This is a genomic window from Paractinoplanes toevensis, from assembly GCF_018332695.1.
Classification (GTDB): Bacteria; Actinomycetota; Actinomycetes; order Mycobacteriales; family Micromonosporaceae; genus Actinoplanes; species Actinoplanes toevensis.
In genome coordinates this window covers 24,756-44,938 of record NZ_BOQN01000128.1, presented here as the reverse complement: position 1 = coordinate 44,938, position 20,183 = coordinate 24,756, and the positions used below count along the sequence as shown (strand labels likewise).

The window sequence follows — 20,183 nt, the reverse complement described above, 5'->3', positions numbered from 1 at the left end:
GTCCCCACTACCGCTAACCACCATAGGGCGGCAGGCTCGGAACCGTGAATCGACGTGCCTGGTTTCTCTTCCTGCTGGTCGCGGTGCTCTGGGGCATCCCGTACTTCCTGATCAAGCTGGCCATCGAGGACCTCTCGCCGGTCTTCGTGGTGGCCGGCCGTGGCCTGATCGCGGCCCTCGTCCTGCTGCCGGTGGCGGCGGTGCGGGGCACCCTCGGCGCGCTGCGCGCGCACCTCGGGGTGGTGTCGGTGCTCGCGGTGGTGCACATCATCGGGCCGTTCCTGCTGATCACGTACGGCGAGGTGCACATCACCAGTTCGCTGACCGGCCTGCTGATCGCGGTCGAGCCGGTGGTGATCGCCCTGCTGATGTCCCGCACCGAACCGCTGACCCGTGGGCGTACCTCCGGCCTGGTCCTTGGTTTTGCCGGGGTTGCCGTGCTGGTCGGCCTGGACGTGTCGGGTGATCGACTGGGCCTGCTGGGCGCCGGGATGGTGCTGCTGGCCGCGATCAGCTACGCGGTGGCGACCATGCTGGTCCAGCGCCGCGCGGCCGACGTGCCGCCGGAGGCACTGGCCGGCGGCACCACCGCGATCACCGCGATCGTGCTGACCCCGTTCGCGATCCTGACCTGGCCGGTCGAGCCGGTGCACGCGTCGGCCTGGACCGCTCTGGCCCTGCTCGGCGTGCTGTGCACCGCGGTGGCCCTGCTGGCGTTCTACCGGCTGATCGCGCTGGCCGGCTCCACCCGCGCCGGGCTGGTCACCTACCTCAACCCGGTGGTGGCGGTGTTCCTCGGCGTGCTGTTCCTGAACGAGCCGCTGCGCTGGAGCACGGCGGCCGGCTTCGCCCTGGTCGTCGCGGGCTGCTGGCTGTCCACCCGGCCGACCCCGACCGTGGCTTCGGCGAACTCGGCCCCGGCCGATCGGGAGGCCGCAAGACTGGCGGGGTGACCTCGACCCGGTCGGCGCAGTGCGGGCTGGGGTGCGCACGCTGCCGAACCCCGAGTTGCTCCGGCACCGACCTGGCCCCGGCCCAGGCGTGGGCGGCCGGGCAGACCCACCTGCACCAGGCGCTCAGCCGGGTGGCCGGCAAGGTCGTCGAGGAGGATCTGGGCGCAACCCGGCCGCCACCCCCTGAGTCTGATACCTCAACCGAGCTCTTCAGTTGCCGATCACTACGGCACCAAGCCGAGTGGTCACTGAAGGGTTCTAATGGGCGCGAAAGCAATACCGCGGACAGTGCAGGTAACCGCGAAGCGGAACCCGCTGGCCGGCAAGCTCGCCGACTTCCGCGTCGGCACGAAGATCTACGTGTCGGTGCTGATCGTCGCGGTGGCGGCGCTCGGCATCGGGGTGTTCGGGATCAGCCGGATGAACAGCCTCAACGACGACATCAAGACCATGAAGGCGCGGCACGTCGACGCGCTCGTGCAGCTCAGCACGATGCGGGGCGCCTCCGCCGACAGCTTCCAGGGCATGTGGCTCTACGCCCTGATCCCCACCGGCAAGGACACCTACGTCACCCAGACGAAGACCGCCGACGCGGCGTTCGAGACGGCCCTGACCGCATACCGGCAACTCGCCGCCGGTTCGGCGAGCAGCACCGCCGCCGCGACGTCGCTCGCCGAGACGTTCGACTACTACCAGGTCCTGCGCAACGTGCTGGTCTTCCACGAGGCGGCGCCGAGCGGCTTCGACACCCCGACCGGCGACAAGATCGCCACGGTGTGGCGGCAGACCCAGACCGATCTGAAGAGCGCGATCGTCACGCTGCAGGAGACCGAGGAGTCCGAGGCGGCCGCGATGACCGCCCACGCCGAGAAGTCCTACCAGGACGCCCGGAACCAGCTGATCATCATCATGGCGGTGGCCCTGCTGGTCGCGCTCGGCCTGGCGATCTTCGTCTGCCGGCTCATCATGCGCCAGCTGGCCAGCGTCTCCGAGTCGCTCGGTGCGGTCGCCCAGGGTGACCTGTCGGTCGCCGCCGAGGTGCAGTCCCGCGACGAGCTCGGCGCGATGGCGGTCGCCGTCAACGAGGCCCGCGACGGCCTCCGCGACATGGTCGGCCACCTCACCGACAGCTCGCAGGCCCTGGGCCGCAGCACCGACCGGCTCACCGGCACCACCGAGCGGATCGGGGTCTCCGCTCAGGAGGCCGCCACCCAGGCCGACGCGGTCGCGGTCGCGGCCGGCACGGTGTCCACCAACGTCAGCACGGTCGCGGCCGGCAGTGACGAGATGGGTCTGTCCATCCGGGAGATCGCGGAGAGCGCGAACGAGGCGGCCCGGGTGGCCTCTGAGGCGGTCGGCGTCGCCGAGCACACCAACGCCACGGTGACCAAGCTGGGCGTGTCCAGCGCGGAGATCGGCAACGTGGTCAAGGCGATCACCGCGATCGCCGAGCAGACCAACCTGCTCGCCCTGAACGCCACCATCGAGGCGGCCCGGGCCGGCGAGTCCGGCAAGGGTTTCGCCGTGGTCGCCAGCGAGGTCAAGGACCTCGCCCAGGAGACGGCGAAGGCCACCGAGGACATCTCCCGCCGGGTGGATGCCATCCAGGCCGACACCGCCAACGCGGTCGTCGCGATCGGCGAGATCTCCGGGATCATCGCCCGGATCAACGACTACCAGCTGACCATCGCCTCGGCGGTGGAGGAGCAGACCGCCACCACCGGCGAGATGAGCCGCAGCGTCAGCGACGCGGCCGCCGGCAGCACCGAGATCGCCGGCACCATCGCCGGTGTCGCCAACGCCACCCAGACCACCACGGCCACCCTGGCCGAGGCGACCGGGGCGGTGCAGGAACTGGCGGGCATCAGCTCGGAGCTGCAGCAGGTCATCGGGCGCTTCCGCCTCTGACCGACCTTTTGCGACGGCCCGACCGGTATCTCCGGTCGGGCCGTCTCCCGTTTACCGGTCGTTCATGTCGTATCGGCGCGGCATCGATCCCGGCGGCAGCGGCCGCCGCGGCCCCGGTGGCGACGCACAAGCCGGGCCGGGCGGGCCCGCTCACGTTCAAGCCGATCCCGCCGAACCAGCTCGACACCCTGATCGTGCCGAACGGCTACGACTCCTCGGTGGTCATCCGCTGGGGCGACCCGGTCGTCCCCGGTGCACCCGCCTTCGACCTGGCCGAGCAGACCGCGCAGCGGCAGTCGCAGCAGTTCGGCTACAACAACGACTTCGTCGGGGTGCTGCCGTTCGGCGGCCGCGACGACCGGGCACTGCTCGTGGTGAACCACGAATACACCAACGAGGAGCTGATGTTCCCCGGCTTCACCAGCCTCGACGCGCTCAGCGTGGAGCGGCTTCGGGTGGCCATGGCCGCCCACGGGCTGTCCGTCGTGGAGATCCACCGGGTCGGGCACACCGGCCGGTGGCGACCGGCCGGAGGCCGCTACAACCGCCGGATCACCGCGCTCGCCACCCCGTTCCGGCTCACCGGCCCGGCGGCCGGCTCCCCGCTGCTGCGGACCGCCGCCGATCCGAAGGGCACCACCGTCATCGGCACCCTGAACAACTGCTCCGGCGGCGTCACGCCGTGGGGGACGGTGCTGTCCGGCGAGGAGAACTTCAACCAGTACTTCGTCGGCGGCGACCAGGCCCCCGAAACCCTCAAACCGAGCCTCACCCGGTACGGGGATCCCCACCACCGCCCGCTATCCGAGCCCGTCGCGCAGGTGGGAGCGGGCGCAGGAGCGCTTCGACCTGGCCAAGCACCCGAACGAGGCGCACCGGTCCGGCTGGATCGTCGAGGTCGACCCGTTCGACCCGCACTCGGCGCCGCGCAAGCACACCGCGCTGGGCCGGCTCAAGCACGAGGGCGCCAACGTCATCGTGGCGAAGAGCGGGCACGTGGTCGCGTACATGGGTGACGACGAGCGGTTCGACTACCTCTACAAGTTCGTCACGGACGGCCGCTACCGGCCGAACGACCGGCGGCACAACCTGACCCTGCTCGAGTCGGGCACCCTCTACATCGCGCGGGTCACCGGGGACAGCCCGGCCGCCGAGATCGACGGCACCGGCAAGCTGCCCGCCGACGGCGCGTTCGACGGCACCGGCAAATGGATCAGGCTGGTGTCCGGCACGACGTCGTACGTTCCCGGGATGACCGCGGCCGAGGTGCTCACCTTCACCCGGCTGGCCGGCGACAAGGTCGGCGCCCCCAAGATGGACCGCCCCGAGGACGTCCAGCCCAGCCTGAAGACCGGCAAGATCTACGCGGCGATGACCAACAACACCAACCGGGCGGTCGGCACCAACCCCGGCATGTACGAGGCCAACCCGCGGTCGGCCAACAAGCACGGGCACATCTTCGAGCTGGTCGAGAAACAGCGGCGACCACACCGGTACGACGTTCACCTGGTCACTGCCGATCGTCTGCGGCGACCCGGCCGACGCGTCGACCTACTTCGGCGGCTACGACAAGGCCGCGGTCTCGCCGATCTCCTGCCCCGACAACGTCGCCTTCGACAGCGCCGGCAACCTGTGGATCTCCACCGACGGCAACGCGCTGCGACTACGCCAAGCCGGCCGTGGTGGTCACCTGGCGCCTCGACGGCGGCCCGGTGGGCAGCTGACCCACCGATCGGCGCGGCCGGGCTCGCCGGCCGCGCCGGTTCAGCGGTCGGCCTGATAGCCGGCGGCCTGCAGGGTGAACAGCTCCGCGTAGCGGCCGCCCGCCGCCATCAGGTCCGCGTGCGTGCCCGCCTCGACCAGGGCGCCGAGGTGCATGACGTAGATCCGGTCGGCGTGGATGATGTTGGCCAGGCGGTGCGTGATCAGGATGGTGGTGCGCCGGCCCTGGCGGCTGCGCAGCGCCTGGAACAGGGCGTCCTCGGCGCGCGGGTCCAGGGCGGAGGACGGCTCGTCCATGATCAGCAGGGGAGCGTCGCGGTAGAAGCCGCGGGCCGCGGTGATCCGCTGCCACTGGCCGCCGGAGAGGTCCTGGCCGTCCTTGAAGGTGCGGTCCAGCAGGGTGTCGTAGCCGTGCGGAAGCTCCTCGATCATGTCGTGGGCGGCGGCCAGAGCGGCCGCGGTCTCGATCCGGCCGGGGTCGGTGGCCGCGTCGATGTCGCCCATGGCGATGTTGGTCGCCGCGCTGAACGGCCACTTGTGGTGATCCTGCTGGACGACCGCGATGTGCCGGCGCAACATCCGGTTGTCCCAGCCGGTGTACGGCCGGCCGTTCCAGGTCAGATGGCCGGCGGTCGGCTCGCGCAGGCCGGCGATCATCGCGGCCAGCGTCGACTTGCCGGAGCCGTTCTCGCCGACCAGGGCGATCGTCTGCCCGGTGCGCAGGGTCAGCGACAGGTTCTCCACCGCGGGCCGGTCCCGTTCCGGGTAGCGCAGCGTGACACCGTGCACGCCGAGCTCGTCGAATCCGCCGGGCACCGCCGCGTCCGGGGCCGGCCGGGGCGGCAGGTAGTCGTCCGCGGTGCGCAGGAACTTCACGTACTCGTTGAAGAACTGCCCGGACGCGTAGACCCGGTCCACCTGGAACGTCACCTGCGCGAGCGAGCGCTGGGCGGCCTGCACCGCGACCACGCAGGTGGCCGCGGCGGCGAGCGGGATGTGCCCGTTCAGCAGCAGCGTGCCGAGCAGCACGTACACCCCGGTGAGGGCGATCCCGCCGACCGCCGCGCCGATGCTCACCGTGGTGGTGGCCCGGCGGGCCACCGCGAGTTCCACCGCGATCTGCGCGCCCATCACCCGGTCGTACAACCCGAGAAGAAAACCCCGCAGGCCGTACGACCGGAGCTCGGCCGCCGATTTCCGCTCCGCCATCAGGGTCTGCAGCACCCACTGCCGGCGCCGCCGGGTCGAGCTGGCCAGATAGGTCTTGAACCGCTCGTGTCCCGCGCGCAGCGCCGCGTACGCCGTCGGGACGGTCGCCACCAGCAGCGCGAGCAGCAGCAACGGGTTGATCGCCACCACCGCGACGGTCACCGCGAGCAGGCTGACCAGGCCGGCGAACAGGTTCATGGTGTCCTGCACCAGCTCGATCGCGGCCTCGCTGCCCCGGGTCGCGCGTTCCATGCCCTCGTTGAAGCCGTCGTCGTCGAAGGCGGTCAGCGACACCGCCGTGGTGTGCTCGAACAGTTCCCGCTCGGCAACCTGGTGCACCCGGGGTTTCAGCCCGTTCAGCGCGTACCCGACCACCATGCCGAGGGTGCCGCGCACCGCGCTCGCCACGGCCAGCCACACCAGTGCGGGCAGAGCCGCCCGCACCCGGTCGGGGGTGGGCCCGCCCGCGAACAGCTCGATCAGCACCCGCTGGGTGGCGAGCAGCCCGAACGCCGCCATCGCGCCCGCGCCGACGGTGGCCACCGCGACCGCGGCGGTCCGGAACCGGTCGGCCCGCCACGCCACCCGGACCGCCTTGACCGTCAGCCCGGGCAGCTCGGTGAACACGCCGACCAGCCCGGTCGAGGCCCGCGCCCGCAGCCCGGTCTCCCACCAGGACGGCCGCAGCTCGGGCAGGACCGTCTCCGGCATGGCGTCCGACGGCTTCGCCTTGCTGGAAACGCTCACCGGTGCTGCCTCCCCGACCCGTGGACGCCCATAAATGGACCATCGCACACCGGCCGGGGATGAGGACATTTCATTCGCCCGGGAGGAGGACCGCCTGCTCGTCCGGCGGGTCCGGGTCGCTGAGCTGTTCGCGGACGTAGTCCCAGGCGGTGGCGAGCACCGCGGCGACCGGCACGGCGAGGAGGCTGCCGACGATGCCGGCCAGGCTGCCGCCGAGCGTCACGGCCAGCAGCACCACGGCCGCGTGCAGGCCGAGGCCGCGGCTCTGCACCATGGGCTGGAAGACGTTCCCCTCCAGCTGCTGCACCAGCACGATGATGCCCAGCACGATCAGAGCGCTGGTCAACCCCTTGAAGACCAGGGCGATGAGTACGGCTACGAACCCCGCGAACAGGGCGCCGACGATCGGGACGAACGCGGTCACGAAGGTGAGCACGGCCAGCGGCAGGACGAGCGGCACCCCGACGATCCACAGCCCCAGGCCGATGAAGACGGCGTCGAGCAGGCCGACGAACGCCTGCGAACGCACGAACGCCCCGAGCGTGTTCCAGGCGCGCCCGGCCACCTCGGGCAGGTCGCGGGCCAGCCGGCCGGGCACCTGACGGGTCAGCCAGGGCAGGAAGCGCGGGCCGTCCTTGAGGAAGAAGAACATCAGGAACAGCGCGAGGACGGTCACCACCACCGCGTTCACGATCGTGCCGACGCCGGTGACGGTGGCGTTGACGATGTCGCCGATCGAGCTCTGCAGTTTCGCGACGGCGCTGTCGATGGCCGAGGTGATCTGGTCGTCGCCGATGTTCAGCGGTGGCCCGGCCGCCCAGTCGCGCAGTTGCTGGATGCCGTCGACGACTCCGTCGGCGAGCTCGTCGGACTGGGCCGCCACCGGCACCGCGATGCCGACCAGGATGCCGGCCGCCAGCAGCAGGAACGCCACCGTCACGGTCGCCGCGGCGAGGGCGGGCTTCCAGCCGTGCCGGCGCAGGAACCGGGCCGGCGGCCAGGTCAGGGTGGTGATCAGCAGGGCGACCGTCAGCGGCCACACCACCGACCACATCTTGCCCAGGATCCACAGCGTCACCGCGGTCATCAGCAGGATCAGCAGCATCTCGGCCGACAGGCGTGCCGCGGTGCGCACCGCGGTGCGGCTCCTCGCGGTGCTCAGAACGGGCATGAACCTCACCCTAAGTTCCCGCCGCGCGGCCCAACCCAGGATCATGGAGGGATGCAGACTTTTGATGTGGTGGTCGTCGGGGCGGGCCCGGGCGGGGAGGTCGCGGCGGGCCGGCTCGCCGAGGCGGGGCTGTCGGTGGCGATCGTCGAGGCCGACCTGGTCGGCGGCGAGTGTTCCTACTACGCGTGCATGCCGTCGAAGTCGCTGCTGCGCCCGGGTGCGCTGCTCGCCGAGGCGCGCCGGGTTCCGGGGGTCCGCGAGGCGGTGACCGGACCGCTCGACGTGGCGGCCGTGCTGCGGCACCGGGACGAGATCATCAACAACCTGGACGACAGCGGCCAGGTGCCGTGGCTGACCGACCGCGGGGTGCGGCTGTTCCGCGGGTGGGGCCGGCTGGACGGCGAGAAGCGGGTGGTGGTCGGCGACGAGGTCCTCGAGGCGCGCAAGGGCGTGATCCTGGCCGGCGGCACCACGCCGACCATCCCGGACATCTCCGGGCTGGCCGAGGCGAACCCGTGGACCAACCGGGAGGCCACCACCGCCAAGGACATCCCGGCGTCACTGATCGTGATCGGCGGCGGCGTGGTCGGGGCCGAGATGACCCAGGCGTACGCCTCGTTCGGCACCCGGGTGACCCTGGTCGAGGGCGAGCACCGGCTCCTGTCGCGCGAGGAGGAATTCGCCTGCGTACAGGTCACCGAGTCGCTGACCGCGCAGGGCGTCGACATCCGCACCGGGCAGACCGCGAAGTCGGTGCGCCGCGACGGCGACCAGGTCACCGTGGTGCTGGCCGACGGTTCCACCGTCACGGCCGACCAGGTGCTGGTCGCCGCGGGCCGCACCCCGCAGTCGGCGCGCCTCGGTCTCGACACGGTCGGCGTGCGGACCGACGGCTACGTGAGCGTCGACGACCGGATGCGGGTGCCCGGCCACGACTGGCTGTACGTGATCGGCGACCTCAACGGGCGCGCCCTGTTCACCCACATGGCGAAGTACCAGGCGGCCATCGCCGCCGAGGACATCCAGGGCCGCGACATGGTCGAGCAGCACCTGGCCGACGGCCACGGCAGCCCGCGGGTGATCTTCACCGAGCCACAGGTGGCGGCGGTCGGCTACACCGCGGCCGGGGCGGAGAAGGCGGGCCTGAAGACGCGGGTGATCAACGTCGGCACCGAGGCCAACGCGGGTGGTTCGTTCACCGGCGGCGGCACCGGGACCTGCCGTTTCGTCGTCGACGAGGAGAAGGGCGTGCTGGTCGGCGCCACCTTCACCGGCTCCGAGGTGGCCGACTTCCTGCAGGCCGCCACGATCGCCATCGTCGGCGAGATCCCGCTGCGCCGGCTGCGGCACGCCATCCCGTCGTTCCCCACCCGCAGCGAGGTGTGGCTCTACCTGTTCAACTCCCTGGCCATGTGAGACCAGCGCAGTTGACCAGGGACTGTCCCTGGGGCGACGCCCGGGTCCGGTGGGCGATGGTTTCTCCAGCAGACACAAGGAGGAACGATGGTGGACTTCAAGCTCGAGGTCATTGTGGTGCCGGTCAGCGACCTCGACCGGGCCAAGGCCTTCTACCGCAACCTGGGTTTCCGGGAGGACATCGACTACAGCGGCGACGGTGGTTTCCGCCTCGTGCACTTCACCCCGCCCGGCTCCACGGCGTCGATCCTGCTCGGCAACTCCGAGGTCACCGACGCGGCCCCGGGCTCGGTGCGCGGCCTGCAGTTCGTGGTGGAGGACATCGAGGCGGCCCGCGCCGAGCTGGTCGCCAAGGGGGTCGAGCCCAGCGAGATCTTCCACGACGCGGGCGGCGTCTTCCACCACGCCGGCACCAAGGACCGGGTGCCGGGCATCGCGCCGGGCCGCCCCTCGTACGGCTCGTTCCTGACCTTCACCGACCCGGACGGCAACGAGTACGTGCTGCAGGAGGTCACCACCCGCCTGCCCGGCCGGGTCGAGGAGGTCGTCTACCGCAACGCCCGCGACCTCGAGGCGGCGCTGCGGGACGCGGCCGCGGCGCACGGCAAGCACGAGGAGGAGACCGGCCAGGCCGATGCGGAGTGGCCGGTCTGGTACGCCGACTACATGGCCAGGGAACGCCAGGCGTGACGGCGCGGGAGTCCCCGGCTCAGGCCAGGGGCTCCCAGACCCCGTCGTCGTTGGTGGCACCGGTTCCCAGCAGCACCTGGTCGGAGCCGTTGCCGTCGCTGTCGTCGGTGTAGGCGAGGGCGACCTCGTTCCACGGTGACACCGCCAGTGCGAGCTGGTCCTGTCGCCCGGCCGTGGTCCAGGCGAGCGGCGAGTCGGGCAGCCGCCCGGTCGCCGTACCGTCCGGGTTGAAGCCCCGCACCCGGACGTCCGCCGCCGACACCGTCCAGCCGGCGGTGACCCGGCCCTGGTCGTCGATCCCGACGCCGGGCACCGTGGCCCCGGCGCCGGTCGAGGCCTCGACCTCGGTGTGCCGGGCGGTACCGTCCGCCGTGAACGACCGCTCCCACACCCCCTTGGTGAGGGTGTGGTCGGACTCCCACGTCACCGCGAGGTCCCCGGCGAAGTTCGCGGCGATCGCCGGCCGGGTCTGCTGCCCGCCGCCGTTGAGATTGGCGATCCGGATGCTGAGCAGCACCGACCCGGTGGTCCGGGCCAGCCGGGTGAGGCCGATGTTGTAGTACGTGTTCGCATCGGCGTCCTCCTCCCAGACGACCGTGGCGTCGCCGGCCGCGCCGACGGCCACGTCCGGGTGGTGGTGGGTGCCGGCGGTCTGGCTCGCCTGCTTCTCGTACGCCTTGGCGCTGTCGAAGCCCGCAGCCCGCACCGTCACGGTCGACGGCTGGACGTCCTCCCACACCGCGGTGAACCCGACCGCCCCGGTGTTCGGGATGCCGTCCGGGTCGACCGCGACCTTCGGCCGGATCTGGTTGCCGTTCGTGTCGGCGTTGGCCCAGCCGGAGCCGGTGACCGTGCCGGCCGGTGCCACCACCCGGTAGGCCACGTTGAAGGACCCGTTGCCGTCCGGGTCGTCCGCCCACACCACCACCGCGTTGCCGCGGTCGTCCAGGCCGACGTCCGGGGTGACGTGCTTCCAGTTGGTGCCCGCGGCGCCGCCCGGAGACAGCTTCTTCTCGTACGCCGAGGTGCCGTTCTGGTAGAAGCGCAACCAGACGTCGGAGTGGCCGTCCCCGGCCGGGGCGTCCTCCCAGACCACGGCGACCCCGCCGGTCCGGTTGGTGGCCACCGACGGCCCGGACTGGTCGCCGGTGGCGTTGCTGTTGGCCGTGGTCCAGGTGACCGAGGTGGCGGCCAGCAGAAGAGCGAGTGCCTGCATGACGACCTCCTAGACGGCCTGAAGGCCGGGCCGGCCCTCGGCGATGACGAAGGACTTCTGGGTGCTGACCGGTGCGCCGTGCTCGGTGATCTTTTCGACGATCCGGAAGTCGGCGCGCATTTGCTGCTGCCCGATCACGGTGCGGGTGTAGCCGCGCCGCTCGGAGTAGAGCTTGATGTGCGGATTGGTGGACGGGTTGGGCAGCGTCGTGGTGGCCGTGCCGTCGCCGCCGGACGCGATCGACGTGCACACCAGCTCGGTGCCGACGGTCGCCGAGGAGGAGTTGGTGTAGTCGGCCTTCAGGTCGCAGGCCCAGGCCGTGTGCACGTCCCCGGTCAGCACCACCGGGTTGCGCACCCCGCGGTCGATCCAGCCCTGCTGGATGCGCGACCGGGAGGCCCGGTAGCCGTCCCAGGCGTCCATGTTGGCCCGCCCGCTCGCGTCGTAGTTCTTCGCGAAGAACACCTGCTGGCCGAGGATGTCCCAGGTGCCGAGCCGCTGGCCGAGCCCGTCGAGCAGCCACGCCTCCTGGGCCGCGCCGGTGATCGTGCGGGACGGGGTGTCGGCCGCCGCGCAGACCTGCATGCCGTCGCCGCAGGCCTGGTCGTCGCGGAACTGCCGGGTGTCGAGCAGGTGGAAGGTGGCCAGCTTTCCCCAGCGGACCCGCCGGTACAGCGGGATGCCGTTGCCGGCCGGGGCCTGTGCGGGCCGCAGCGGCATGTTCTCGTAGTAGGCCCGGTAGGCGGCGTTGCGGCGGGCCGTCCACTGCGTCGCGGTCAGTGCCGGGACGCTGTCGGCCCGGGTGTCGGTGGCGTAGTTGTTCTCCACCTCGTGGTCGTCCGGCACCACCAGCCACGGCGCGACGGCGTGCGTGGCCTGCAGGTCCGGGTCGGCTTTGTACTGCGCGTACCGCCGCCGGTAGTCGGCCAGCGACACGATCTCGGACGCCCCGGCGTGCTGACGCACGGCACCGGCCGTGGCCCCGTACTCGTAGATGTAGTCGCCCAGATGGAGGATGAGATCGGGCCGGTCCTCGGCCATCCGCCGATAGGCGGTGAAATACCCCGACTCGAAGTGCGCGCAGGACGCGAACGCCATGGTCAGGTCGCGGCCGAAGGTGCCGGTCGCCGGGGCGGTGCGGGTGCGGCCGACCGGGGAGAGGTGCCCCTGCGCCCGGAACCGGTAGAAGTAGTCGGCGTCCGGATTCAGCCCACCGGCGACCACGTGCACGGCGTGGCTGTCGGCGTAGCGGGCGGTTACCGTGCCGCCGGTGACCACCGAGCTGAACGTCTCGGAGGTGGAGATCTGCCAGTCGACGGCGACATCGGCGGCCGGCATGCCGCCCTGGCCGTCGGCGTTCAGCGGGGCCGGGGCGAGACGGGTCCAGAGGACCACGCTGTCCGCGTCCGGCTCGCCGGAGGCGATGCCGAGCTGGAACGGGTAGGGAGCGACGGCGGTGGCCATGCGGGTGGGCAGGACGAGGGCTCCGGCGGCGGCTGCGCCACCGAGGAGGAACGTGCGTCGGTGCAGCAATGGCATGGCGGAAACGCTGCGGGCGCCGCGTTACGGCCGGGCGATTTGCGGGGTACGCCGGGATGGCCGCCTTCTCAAGCAATCGATGACTACGAATGAAAAACGTCGGGATGCGCGGCGACACCCGGATGGCCGGAACCTTGCTCGGCCTGGTGATCGGCATAGTGTGAAGCCATGAGCCAGCGGATCTTGATCACCGGTGCCCGGCGCGGAATCGGGGCGGCCATCGCCGTCGGGCTGGCCCGCCCCGGCAACTCCCTGCTGCTGCACCACCTGGACGCCGCCGCCGAGGCCGAGACGGTCGCCGGACTGTGCCGTGACCTGGGCGCCGACGCCGAGCTGCTGGATGCCAACCTGGCCGACGCCGGCGCGGTCAGCGACCTCGCCGCGCGGGCCGGCGAGGTCGACGTACTGATCAACAACGCGGCCCGGGCGTCGAACGTGCCGTTCGGCTCGCTGCCGCTGGGGGAGTGGGCGGAGACCTTCGCGGTCAACGTCACCGCGCCGATGCTGCTGGCCCAGGACCTCAGTGCCGGCATGGCGTCGCGGGGCTGGGGCCGGATCGTCAACGTCGTGTCGCCCACTGTGCGGATGGGTGGCCCGTCCGGGCCGTCCTACGTGGCCAGCAAGGCCGCGCTGATCGGGCTCACCCGTTCGCTCGCCCGCAGCCTCGGGCCGCTCGGCATCACGGTCAACGCGCTGTCACCCGGCGCGATCCGCACCGAGGGCGAGGCCGAGCTGGCCGACGGCCACGACGTCGAGGCGCACGCCCCGCTGGTCGCCACCCAGGCCATCCCGCGGTCCCTGGTCCCGGAGGACCTGGTGGCCACCGTGCGGCTGCTCGTCTCCGACGGCGCCGGCGCCCTGACCGGTCAGGTGATCGAGGTCGGCGGCGGTCTCGTCTTCCGCTGACCATGATCTGCCTGACAACTGCGCGCCGGCGCCGGACACTGCGGCGATGGGATGGTCGCCGCAGGTCTGGGCCGCGCTGATCGGGCTGGCCGCCGGGGTGCTCGGCTCGGCCGTCAAATACGCCCTGGACCGGCGGGCGAAGGCGTACGAGGACCTGTGGAGCCGGCGCCTGGAGCACTACCGGGGAGCCTGGGAGCTGTCGGCGCTCTTCTCCCGCTGGCCACGGCAGGAGCCGACCCGGGACGACGTCCGCAACCTGCGAACCCAGTTGCGAAGCTGGTACTACGGCGACGGCGGCATGCTGATGTCGGCCAAGGCGCGGCGGCGCTACGAGTACGTGCAGAAGGGCCTGGAGGCGATCCGGTACGCCGAGGACCGGGTCGAGGACGGCGACTACGACCGGATGATGGAGATCTTCAGCCGGTACCGCAGTGCGCTGACCGACGACCTGCAGTCCCGGCGCAAGGGATCCGTCGTGTACGCACTGGTGGATCTGATCCGGGACCGCCGCATCCGGGCCGAGCTGGAGGAGCGTTACCGGCAGATCCTCGAGCCGGACCGATCACCCGGGGCCGTCGCCGGCCGCCGGGTGATCGGCACGACCGGTGTCACTCCAGGTGGTCGCTGAGGTCGCGGGTCGGGCCCGCCTCGTCCGCCCGGCGCGCCGACAGGTGGTCGGCGAGGGTGGCCGGCCGCCGCGGTCCGTCGGCCGGCGGGTTGAAGGCACCATCGTTGCCGTCGGACGGCGCCGAGAAGGAACCGTCGTTGCCGTCGGATGGCGGCGTGAAAGCGCCGTCGTTGCCGTCGGACGGTGCGGAGAAGGCGCCGTCGTTCGACAGGGTCTCGTCGGCCGGGCGGCGCATCCGCGGGACGCGGCCCGAGGTGTAGTCGCTCAGATCGGCGGGTCGGGACTCCCGCAGGTGGTCGGCGAGGTCGGCCGGGCGGCGCGACACCGGCTCGGCCGCGGGGGACGGCTGCGGTTCGGTCTCGGTCATGGGCTCTGACTCCGGGAAGGAGGGGACGGGCCGCCGGGGGAGCAGCTGATCGCCGAGCGTAGCCGGGCGGCGCGACGCCGTCAGCCCGTCCTTTGTGTAGGTCCCGAGGTCGGTCGGCCGATTCGGCGAGCGACGGGCCGGCGGCTGGTCGGCGAGCGTGGCCGGCCGGCCGGAACCCATCCGCGGCGCGAGGTCGGCGGCCGGGCCGGCCTCGCCCGAGGCGTACGCGTAGTCCGGCGCGCCCGGATCCGGCCCGAACAGGGTCGCGGCCGCCCGCGCGTAGAACTCCTCACCGAGCGGCCGCTCGCTGACCGCCGTCACATACCGCTCGTCGGCGGCGGCCCGGGCCGCCGGGGCGTAGGCCTCCTCCGCAGCCTCTTCCGCCGTAGGCCCGGCCTCCGCCTCGGCGGGAGCGGCCTCCGTGCCGGACACGTCGACGCCCGTCACATACCGCTCGTCCACGGCCGCCGGGGCGTAGCTTTCCTCGTCCGCTTCCGCGGCAATGCCGGCGAGAGCGGGCTCCGCGCCGGACACACCGGCGCCGGCATCCGACCCGGCCGCGCGGGACCCGTCGGCCGAAGCCGCAGGTGAGGTGGTGGGTTCGGGTGCCGGGCTGAGCGTGCCGGTCGTGGCCGGGGATCCGGCCTGTTCCCAGGCGGGCTCTTCGGGTGCCGGGCTCAGCGTGCCGGTCGTGGCCGGGGATCCGGCCCGGTCCCAGGCGGGCTCTTCGGGTGCCGGGCTCAGCGCGCCGGCCGAGGCCGGAGACTCGGCCTGTTCCCAGGCGGCCGGCTCGGGGAGATCGGCCAGGTCCGGGGCAGACGCGGCGACCGGCTCGGAAAGGTCGACCCGGTCCGGGGCGGCGAGTTCCTCCGCCTGCCGGCCGGTCGGGGAGGACTCGGCAACGGCTTCGGTCGTCGCCGGCACGGTGGGCTCCGCGAAGCCGTCGTGCTCCGCGAAGCCGTCGGTCGTGGCGCTGCCGCTGGGCTTGGTGAAGCCGTCGGACGTGGCCGGGGCGGTGGGCTCGGCGAAGCGGTCGTTCTCCGCGATGCCGTCGGAGCCGGCCGGGACGGATGTGGCGATGTCGCCGGTCGCGGCGGGTTCGGCGAAGTCGTCGGCCGCGGGCGGTTCGGCGTAGGCGTCGGGCTCGGCCGGGGCGCCGGACTCGGTGGGGCCGGACGGGTCGGCGTCGGTGATGGGGAGGGACATGCCGGGGACCACCGGCACCGAGACCGGTGGGCGGTCGTTCTCCCAGGGGCCGTCGTAGCGGTCCAGGCCGGGCGGCAGGGCCAGGGGGGATTGGGGAGCGCCGAAGAAGAACGCGTCGTCGGACTTCGGGCGGGGGGCCGGCGGCTCGTAGCGGGGCACGGCCGGCAGGAAACCGGAGAGCTCGGCCAGCCGGGTCGCGGAGACCTCGGGGTCGAATTCCGGCAGTTGGGGCAGTTCCGGCTGGGCGAAGAACAGGCCGGAGTCGACGATCTCCGCGTCGACCGGTTCCTCGTCGGCCACCGGGCGGGCCGCGGGAGCGGCCGGCAGGCTCAGCACCTGGGTGTCCTCGAAGCGGGCGATGACCTGGGTCTCGTCGGTGGCCGTGGTCGGAGCGGCCGGCAGCGCGAGTGCCGGCGCGGGAGCCGGGAGTGCCCGGCCGGAGAGGTCGTCGGTGGCCGGCGGCAGCGCGAGGGTGAAGTCGGAGTGGTAGGTGAGCACCTGGGTGTCGTCGGGGGCCGCGTGCCGGCCGGGCGCCGCCACCTCGTACTCGGCGAGGCCGGCGCGTTCCTGCAGGCGCCGCAGCGGGCCGGGCGCCCACCAGGCCGCGTTGCCGAGCAGGCGCAGGACGGCGGGCACCAGCAGCATCCGGACGATGGTCGCGTCGAGCAGCAGCGCGATGATCATGCCGACGCCGACGAAGCGCATGGTGGTGACCGAGGACATCGCGAAGGCGCCGGTGACCACGATGAGCAGCAGGGCGGCCGCGCTGATGACCCGGCCGGTGCGGGCCAGGCCGATGGTGACGGCGTCGTCGTTGGAGGCGCCGCGGATGCGCGCCTCGACCATCCGGGAGAGCAGGAACACCTCGTAGTCGGTGGACAGGCCGAACACGACGGCCGCCATCAGCACCACGATGCCGACTTCCAACGGCGCGGGGGAGACGTCGAGCAGGCCGGAGCCGTGGCCCTCCTGGAAGATCCAGACGAGGGCGCCGAAGGTGGCGCTGAGGCTGATCGCGCTCATCAGCACCGCCTTGATCGGCAGCAGGATCGAGCCGAACGCCAGGAACATCAGCAGCAGGGTGGCGCCGACCAGCAGCCCGATCATCAGCGGCAGCCGGTTCGCGGTGGCCTCGAGGCTGTCCACGTTGCGCGCGGTGGTGCCGCCGACCAGCAGCGACGCCCCGGCCGGGACCGGGATGGCCCGGATCGCCTGGACGACGTCGCGCGCCTCGGTGCTGAACGCGTCCTTGGTCTTCAGGGTGGCGGTGAACACCGCGACGCCGTCGGCCTTGCGGGGCACGCCCAGCTGGGCGATCCCGGGCACCTGCCGCAGCTGGACGGCGAACCCGGCGGTGTCGGCGGAGTTGCGCAGCACGATGTCCACGCTGTCGCCGGTGAACTGCGGGTAGTCCGCCTTCAGGGTTTCGATCGCCACCCGGGACGGGTCACCGGCCGGCAGTTGCCGTTCGTCGTTCTCGCCGAAGTGCGCGTGCCGGATCGGGGAGGCGAGCAGGAACAGCACGGCGAGGATCGGGATGGCCACCAGCAGCGGGCGGCGCAGCACGAAGCGGGCCAGCCGGGCCCAGCCGGAGGCTTCGATGTCGGCCTCGGCGGCGGGCTTGCGCCCGGGGAGGCGGACCGGGAGTTTGTCGACGCGCGGGCCGAGCACGGCCAGCAGCGCGGGCAGCAGGGTCAGCGAGAGCGCCGCGGCCAGGAAGACCGAGGCGAGCCCGCCGTAGGCCAGGGACTTGAGGAAGCCCTGGGGGAACAGCAGCAGGCCGGACAGGGCGATCATCAGCAGGGTGGCGGAGAAGACCACGGTGCGCCCGGCGGTGCCGACGGTCCGGGCCACCGCTTCGGCCGGCGTACGCCCCTCGGCCTGCTCTTCCCGGAACCGGCCGACCATGAACAGGCCGTAGTCGATGGCCATGCCGAGGCCGAGCAGGCTGGCCACGTTGACGGCGAACGAGTTGACGTCGTGGAAGCCGGCCACGGCGTGCAGGATGCCCAGCGAGCCGAGCACGGCGGCGCCGCCGACCAGCACCGGCAGCGACGCGGCGACCAGCGAGCCGAAGATGAACACCAGCAGGATCAGGGTGATCGGGACGCTGATCGCCTCGGCCTTGCCGAGGTCCTCGGTCGAGCGGGTGGAGGAGGCGTCGTTGAGCACGGTGGCGCCGGACAGCTGGACCGTGGCGCCGTCCACCGCGAACTTGTCGTCGATCTCGCGGTAGGCGTCGAGTTTCGCCGCGTCGTCGCCGCCGGCCAGGGTGATCAGGGCGATCGCGCTGGACTTGTCCTTCGCGGCGTACGCGGCGGACCTGGTCGACCAGTACGAGGTGGCGGCGGTCACCGCCGACTTGGGCAGCGCGGCAAGGGAGTCCTTGACGCTCTTGCCGAGCGCCGCGTCGTCGATCTTGCCCTTGGCCGGCGTGTAGATGACCACGAGGTCGCCGCCCTGCGCGCCGAACGCGTCGGTTATCGCGTCCGCGGCGTGCGAGGATTCGCTGTTCGGATCGGTGTAACCACCCTCGGTCAGCTCCGAGAAAAGACCCAGCCCCCAGACACCGGCGCTGATCACCGCGACGAGCGCGACGGACAGCACCGGCCACCGGAAGCGGGCAACCCACGATCCCCAGCCCGCGAACACGAAATCCCCTTATTTGCGCTTGAAACAGATGTAGATCAGCGCAGGGTGGCCGCTTCGAGCGCCACCCCGCCGCAGCCGTCCCCAAACGCCTGCGCGGTGTTCCACGTGAAGTTGATCCTGGTTGCTGCCGGTGCCCGGTAGGTGACCGTGTAAACCAGCGTGCGGAACGTACCGTCCCGCTGCTCGATCGAGCGAGACGCGGTCGCGGAACCGGCCGACAGCGAGGCCCGCAACTCTCCCTTCGCGCTGATGATGCCGACGTACAGCCGCAGCACCTTCGGCGAGGTCGACGCCGGGGCGCTCACCGTGAAGCCGTTCCCGGCGCCGCAGGTGCGGATGCCGGTGGTGGTGCCGTCACTGTGGTCGACCGGGTCGCCGCCGGTCCACCGGAAGAACTGCGGGCTCAGGGCATGCCGGAACCGGGGCGCGGTCGGCGTACCCTCCAAGATCTTGAAATTTCCGTCTTTGTCGCGTTCTAGCGAGAAGGTGCCGTCCTCGCCCCAGTGCACCCAGTCGGTGGTGCCCTCGGCGGTGAGGTCCACCGTCGACGGGACCGATGCGGCCCCGATCTGGATGCTGCCCTGGAAGGGCGGCGCTTTCGTGGTGGGCTTCGGGCTGGGCTTGCTCGGTGTCGCCGAGGGCGTCGGCGACGGGGCGGTCGAGAGCGATGGTGACGGACTGCCGATCGGGATCGGCGCGGGACTGCCGGAGGGCAGCTCGACACCACCGAGTGCGGCGGTCGGCGGCGGATCGGGCAGCGGGTTGTCGCCGTCGCCGCTGTTGATGATGCGGCTGGCCACGAAGCCGAAACCGACCACCACGATGACGCCCGCCAGGATCACCGAGGCGGACGACATGATCTCGTTCCATCCGCGGTGGTCTCGGGGGCCGTCCGGGGAGGATTCCGCGGCTCGGCGGAATCCGAAGTAGGCGGTCCGGCGGCGCGGACCGCGGCGGCGCGCGGGTTGGCGACCATAACCGGTCGACGGCAAACGGACCCTCCCCTGGTCGTCCGACGGCCCCGCCCGGCCGTGAAAGCGTTCTCACGTTGTGAACCGGTAAACGATCTCATTTCGATGCGTGACGGTGAAGAACGATTTGAGTGACGAACCGGATGGCCGATCACCCACATCGGCGGTTCGGTGGAGGTTTCGTGAGGGCTCCGTCACCGCTACGGGTACCGTGTCGGAAGTTTCCGCCCGAGCCCGTTACAGGAGAGTCGACAGCATATGAGCACCCAGACCGTGCGGCCCAGCAGCTCCGGGGAGTCGGCCAAGCGTCGCGGGCAGGCCGTCGCCGGCGCCCTCACGGGGGTGGCGATCGTCGTCGTCCTGGCCGTGGTCTTCTTCGTGGTCCGGAACAACGACGACAACGACAAGACGCCGGTCGCCGGCTCCGCGCCCGCCGCGTCGCAGCCGGCCGCCGCGCCGACCGAGGCCGCCGCGCCGACGGCGGAAGCTCCGACCGCCCCCGCCCAGCCGTCCGCGGCGGACGTGAACACCCCGGCTGCGCTCAGCAAGGAGCCGGACGTCAAGGCGGGCAAGGGCAAGCTGACCAAGCTGGCGGTGACCGTGCTGGTGCCGGGCACCGGCCCGGCCGTCGCCAAGGGCCAGACCGTCACCGCCAACTACAAGCTGATTAGCTACAGCACCGGTGAGGTCCTGGACTCGTCCTGGTCGCGGGGCGAGCCGTTCACCACCCAGATCGGCGTCGGTGCCGTCATTCAGGGCTGGGACCAGGGCGTCCTCGGCCAGAAGGTGGGCAGCCGGGTCCAGCTCGACGTGCCCGAGGCGCTCGCCTACCCGGGAAAGGGTGACCTGCGCTTCGTGGTCGACATCCTGGCCGCCCAGTAA

At 71.9% G+C, this 20,183-nt stretch carries 14 protein-coding genes and 2 pseudogenes; 10 read left to right on the top strand and 6 right to left on the bottom strand.

Translation table 11 applies throughout. The features are described 5' to 3' along the window. The first annotated feature begins 44 nt into the window (after positions 1-44). The 5 genes and pseudogenes from Ato02nite_RS42820 to Ato02nite_RS53115 all read left to right on the top strand — a co-directional run bounded on the left by Ato02nite_RS42820 (position 45) and on the right by Ato02nite_RS53115 (position 4,641). The gene (locus Ato02nite_RS42820) at positions 45-953 is read left to right on the top strand and encodes a DMT family transporter (RefSeq protein ID WP_213012450.1); all 909 of its coding nucleotides are present in this window, start codon (positions 45-47) and stop codon (positions 951-953) included. A 288-nt stretch (positions 954-1,241) separates the two neighbouring features. Next, positions 1,242-2,861, top strand: a complete 1,620-nt coding sequence (locus Ato02nite_RS42815) for a methyl-accepting chemotaxis protein (protein WP_246608056.1) — start codon at positions 1,242-1,244, stop codon at positions 2,859-2,861. Between the two features lie 116 nt (positions 2,862-2,977). After that, a pseudogene (locus Ato02nite_RS53125) lies at positions 2,978-3,592 on the top strand (PhoX family protein); the annotation flags it as partial. A gap of 52 nt (positions 3,593-3,644) precedes the next feature. After that, a pseudogene (locus tag Ato02nite_RS53120) lies at positions 3,645-4,307 on the top strand (PhoX family protein); the annotation flags it as partial. 67 nt (positions 4,308-4,374) lie between these two features. After that, positions 4,375-4,641, top strand: a complete 267-nt coding sequence (locus Ato02nite_RS53115) for an alkaline phosphatase PhoX (protein ID WP_369076935.1) — start codon at positions 4,375-4,377, stop codon at positions 4,639-4,641. Here Ato02nite_RS53115 and Ato02nite_RS42805 read toward each other — a convergent pair. Both Ato02nite_RS42805 and Ato02nite_RS42800 read right to left on the bottom strand, forming a co-directional pair. Further along, entirely contained in the window at positions 4,626-6,503 is a 1,878-nt protein-coding gene (locus Ato02nite_RS42805; RefSeq protein WP_246608068.1) for an ABC transporter ATP-binding protein, read from the bottom strand. The two genes, Ato02nite_RS53115 and Ato02nite_RS42805, sit on opposite strands and share 16 nt — an antisense overlap. 106 nt (positions 6,504-6,609) lie before the next feature. Beyond that, entirely contained in the window at positions 6,610-7,710 is a 1,101-nt protein-coding gene (locus tag Ato02nite_RS42800) for an AI-2E family transporter (protein ID WP_213012447.1), read from the bottom strand. 51 nt (positions 7,711-7,761) lie between these two features. Here Ato02nite_RS42800 and Ato02nite_RS42795 point away from each other — a divergent pair, with 51 nt between their 5' ends. Next, positions 7,762-9,126: a dihydrolipoyl dehydrogenase family protein gene (locus tag Ato02nite_RS42795; RefSeq protein ID WP_213012446.1), complete on the top strand. Its 1,365-nt coding sequence runs from the start codon at positions 7,762-7,764 to the stop codon at positions 9,124-9,126. 87 nt (positions 9,127-9,213) lie between these two features. Beyond that, positions 9,214-9,816, top strand: a complete 603-nt coding sequence (locus Ato02nite_RS42790) for a VOC family protein (protein WP_213012445.1) — start codon at positions 9,214-9,216, stop codon at positions 9,814-9,816. A 19-nt stretch (positions 9,817-9,835) separates the two neighbouring features. Here the strand turns inward: Ato02nite_RS42790 and Ato02nite_RS42785 are convergent, their stop codons facing one another. Both Ato02nite_RS42785 and Ato02nite_RS42780 read right to left on the bottom strand, forming a co-directional pair. Further along, positions 9,836-11,032, bottom strand: a complete 1,197-nt coding sequence (locus Ato02nite_RS42785) for a hypothetical protein (RefSeq protein WP_213012444.1) — start codon at positions 11,030-11,032, stop codon at positions 9,836-9,838. 9 nt (positions 11,033-11,041) lie between these two features. Then, positions 11,042-12,571, bottom strand: coding sequence for an alkaline phosphatase D family protein (locus Ato02nite_RS42780; protein ID WP_213012443.1), 1,530 nt, complete (start codon positions 12,569-12,571; stop codon positions 11,042-11,044). A 168-nt stretch (positions 12,572-12,739) separates the two neighbouring features. On the opposite strand from Ato02nite_RS42780, the gene Ato02nite_RS42775 reads away from it, so the two are divergent. Beyond that, positions 12,740-13,477, top strand: coding sequence for an SDR family NAD(P)-dependent oxidoreductase (locus tag Ato02nite_RS42775; RefSeq protein WP_213012442.1), 738 nt, complete (start codon positions 12,740-12,742; stop codon positions 13,475-13,477). 46 nt (positions 13,478-13,523) lie between these two features. After that, positions 13,524-14,105 carry a hypothetical protein gene (locus Ato02nite_RS42770; protein ID WP_213012441.1) on the top strand — a complete coding sequence of 194 codons (582 nt, stop codon included), beginning with the start codon at positions 13,524-13,526 and terminating at the stop codon, positions 14,103-14,105. Here Ato02nite_RS42770 and Ato02nite_RS52245 read toward each other — a convergent pair. Next, positions 14,086-18,330 (bottom strand): MMPL family transporter, encoded by a 4,245-nt coding sequence (locus tag Ato02nite_RS52245; RefSeq protein WP_281419897.1) that lies wholly within the window; start codon positions 18,328-18,330, stop codon positions 14,086-14,088. The genes Ato02nite_RS42770 and Ato02nite_RS52245 overlap by 20 nt on opposite strands. 35 nt (positions 18,331-18,365) lie before the next feature. Continuing rightward, complete coding sequence (locus Ato02nite_RS42760; protein ID WP_213012440.1) at positions 18,366-19,187, bottom strand: hypothetical protein; 822 nt, start codon at positions 19,185-19,187, stop codon at positions 18,366-18,368. 372 nt (positions 19,188-19,559) lie between these two features. On the opposite strand from Ato02nite_RS42760, the gene Ato02nite_RS42755 reads away from it, so the two are divergent. Next, complete coding sequence (locus Ato02nite_RS42755) at positions 19,560-20,183, top strand: FKBP-type peptidyl-prolyl cis-trans isomerase (RefSeq protein ID WP_213012439.1); 624 nt, start codon at positions 19,560-19,562, stop codon at positions 20,181-20,183.

Excerpts from the sequence above, each read along its gene's own strand:
- Ato02nite_RS42805 (WP_246608068.1), bottom strand. The coding sequence starts at position 6,503 with ATGCCGGAGACGGTCCTGCCCGAGCTGCGGCCGTCCTGGTGGGAGACC.
- Ato02nite_RS42800 (WP_213012447.1), bottom strand. The coding sequence starts at position 7,710 with ATGCCCGTTCTGAGCACCGCGAGGAGCCGCACCGCGGTGCGCACCGCG.
- Ato02nite_RS42795 (WP_213012446.1), top strand. The coding sequence starts at position 7,762 with ATGCAGACTTTTGATGTGGTGGTCGTCGGGGCGGGCCCGGGCGGGGAG.
- Ato02nite_RS42790 (WP_213012445.1), top strand. The coding sequence starts at position 9,214 with ATGGTGGACTTCAAGCTCGAGGTCATTGTGGTGCCGGTCAGCGACCTC.
- Ato02nite_RS42785 (WP_213012444.1), bottom strand. The coding sequence starts at position 11,032 with ATGCAGGCACTCGCTCTTCTGCTGGCCGCCACCTCGGTCACCTGGACC.
- Ato02nite_RS42780 (WP_213012443.1), bottom strand. The coding sequence starts at position 12,571 with ATGCCATTGCTGCACCGACGCACGTTCCTCCTCGGTGGCGCAGCCGCC.
- Ato02nite_RS42775 (WP_213012442.1), top strand. The coding sequence starts at position 12,740 with ATGAGCCAGCGGATCTTGATCACCGGTGCCCGGCGCGGAATCGGGGCG.
- Ato02nite_RS42770 (WP_213012441.1), top strand. The coding sequence starts at position 13,524 with ATGGGATGGTCGCCGCAGGTCTGGGCCGCGCTGATCGGGCTGGCCGCC.
- Ato02nite_RS42760 (WP_213012440.1), bottom strand. The coding sequence starts at position 19,187 with ATGTCGTCCGCCTCGGTGATCCTGGCGGGCGTCATCGTGGTGGTCGGT.
- Ato02nite_RS42755 (WP_213012439.1), top strand. The coding sequence starts at position 19,560 with ATGAGCACCCAGACCGTGCGGCCCAGCAGCTCCGGGGAGTCGGCCAAG.